General features: G+C 39.4%; 3 protein-coding genes and 1 pseudogene. 1 reads left to right on the top strand and 3 read right to left on the bottom strand.

Features of this window, described 5'->3' with window-relative positions:
* Nucleotides 1-86 (top strand): annotated as a pseudogene (locus D1841_RS17120) (IS5/IS1182 family transposase); the annotation flags it as partial.
* Nucleotides 87-330: 244 nt separating this feature from the next.
* Here the strand turns inward: D1841_RS17120 and D1841_RS17115 are convergent.
* Genes D1841_RS17115 through D1841_RS17105 form a run of 3 tightly spaced genes read right to left on the bottom strand, consistent with a single transcriptional unit; the run spans nucleotide 331 to nucleotide 1,941 of the window.
* A complete protein-coding gene (locus D1841_RS17115; RefSeq protein WP_201751363.1) occupies nucleotides 331-501 on the bottom strand; it encodes a cysteine-rich KTR domain-containing protein in 171 nt (56 codons plus the stop codon).
* Nucleotides 502-553: 52 nt separating this feature from the next.
* Nucleotides 554-1,264 (bottom strand): ABC transporter permease, encoded by a 711-nt coding sequence (locus D1841_RS17110; RefSeq protein WP_160580138.1) that lies wholly within the window; start codon nucleotides 1,262-1,264, stop codon nucleotides 554-556.
* Nucleotides 1,261-1,941, bottom strand: coding sequence for an ABC transporter permease (locus D1841_RS17105; RefSeq protein ID WP_160644880.1), 681 nt, complete (start codon nucleotides 1,939-1,941; stop codon nucleotides 1,261-1,263). The genes D1841_RS17110 and D1841_RS17105 overlap by 4 nt, the downstream gene beginning before the upstream one ends.
* Nucleotides 1,942-2,053: the final 112 nt, after the last annotated feature.

Genomic DNA, 2,053 nt, shown 5'->3' with positions numbered 1-2,053 from the left:
CGTATGGGAACTGGAAGAATGTACACCGCCGTTTCTGCCGGTGGCGTGACAAGGGGATCTGGGAAAAGATTCTGGAACTCTGCATTGTATGAACAGACAGATTACTATCCGAAAAAAAGACATAAAAAATCTCCAAACTTAAAACAGGTCTGGAGAGTGTCTGTTAAGTCTTTTCGGGCATAGCAATACCGCCCACCAAAACACCGTTTTTTTATTATGGTGGGCGTTTGCTTTACAAACTTATATCCTACTAAAAAAGAGCCAACAAACTGCGAGATAACGTACTCACTTGTTCATCGGCTCTGCGTCTTATGCGTCTGGCTCTTCACTTTATTCAAATCGTTTCTTGATAACTTTTATATGTAATTTTTTTACATCAACGAAATTTTCCTGTTTACATTTAGGGCAAAAAAGAGGAAAATTTTTTAATTCTGTGTCCACCCGTATTTGCAACCTCGTTTTATTTCCGCAGATTGGGCAAAGCAACCATTCTGTTTTCATAATGTCAAATCCTTTTCTTTCATAAAGCAGATGCTTATTCTCTTATTTCTTCCTAGATTTTACGCAAATAGCGTTTAAACAAAAAGCAAATCCACATAGCAGATAAAACAAATGCGGGCAGCATATAAAGCGGCATATTTTCTAAAATCGCTTTTCCAATCCAAAAAGAGGGTAGCGGAGATATTACATACTGTATATCTGATGTAATGAAAAACGGGATAACAGCGCCAAAAATAGTCAGCGTAGATAACTTCGTTACTGCCATACCCTCTAGCTTGTTTGATGAAACCGTCAGTACAAGCAATGCAACAATCATGCCCTGCAAGGTTCCTCCCGTCGCAAGCAATAAAATGGTAAGCGGAGAAAGAGGCGTCAGTTTAAAAACAGGCAACAGAATAATAGTCGCAAGAAATGCAATAGCAGAAGGCACGCCAAACCGTGCAACTATGTAACCTGTTTTTCTTAAAGGCGTAATGAATAAATAGACGGCTGTCTTTTCATCCCTTTCCTCTAAAGAAATCATTGCTGAAACAAAGCAGAACATAGTGGATGACAGCATTGCAAACAGGATGTCAACCAACTTGTAATAGGGAGAAATAATTGCCGCTATATGAAAGCTATCTGTCAAAGCAGATTCTATTAAAGGTATGGCAAACCGAAAGAAAAAGCCTGCAAGGATTGGCGAAAAACAAGATACAAACAACATCATGTCCCGCCGCATAGCTGCTGCCATTTGGAAAAAGCTCAATCTAATTGCTTTCATAGCCTTACACCTCCCATGCTATCCCACATTTTCAAGACATAAAATCTTGAAAGCACAAATAGAATTACCATCGTTTCCACCACGCCCAAAAAACCTATTGCGGACGAAGAATGCCCTGAAACCATATCCACACAAACATTGACAGGATAATACCCGCACCATGCAGGAGTAATCTTAAATAAATGCAAAATTGCAGGAACAAAGCAAACGGCTTCGATTGGCACAGTCCACAATATAAACTGATTAAGGCTTGTAATTTTTGTTGCAACAATTATTCCAAATAATGTAAATATCACACTGGATATAAACGTGCCAAAAAGCACAATGTGTAAATTATCCGCATCTGCGGCTAATGCTAAAATAGCTGCTACAACAAGTGAGATGGCTGACAATGAACTGACTTTAGCAATCACATACTCCGTCGCATGAACAGGAGAAACTGCCAATGCACAGGTTGTATGCTGGCTCTTTTCCAAAAGGACAATCGCTTCCATGAAGAACAGCCCCATTGATGCGGGGTCAGAAAAGATTAAAATTACGGCAGCTTTTTCTTTCCAATTTTCGGGAAGCGCAAAAAGCACTGCTATATAGATTACCGTCAACACTGCATATAAAAAATAAAAACCATATTTGGCTTGAAAGCGCATATCCAATAAAAACAGCTTTTTCAATCTCATAACAGCGTCCTCCCCGTAACATCCATAAAAATATCATTTAAGGTTGGCTCACTGCTGTGAATGGATTGCAGACGGTTTTTGGCTATCAGATTTTTCAGCCGCTCATCAGAAG

It is taken from the genome of Neglectibacter sp. X4, assembly GCF_009917365.1.
GTDB lineage: Bacteria > Bacillota > Clostridia > Oscillospirales > Acutalibacteraceae > Acutalibacter.
Note: the sequence above shows the minus strand (reverse complement) of the source record. Positions and strands in the feature narration are given on the sequence as shown.

Excerpts from the sequence above, each read along its gene's own strand:
- D1841_RS17115 (WP_201751363.1), bottom strand. The coding sequence starts at position 501 with ATGAAAACAGAATGGTTGCTTTGCCCAATCTGCGGAAATAAAACGAGG.
- D1841_RS17110 (WP_160580138.1), bottom strand. The coding sequence starts at position 1,264 with ATGAAAGCAATTAGATTGAGCTTTTTCCAAATGGCAGCAGCTATGCGG.
- D1841_RS17105 (WP_160644880.1), bottom strand. The coding sequence starts at position 1,941 with ATGAGATTGAAAAAGCTGTTTTTATTGGATATGCGCTTTCAAGCCAAA.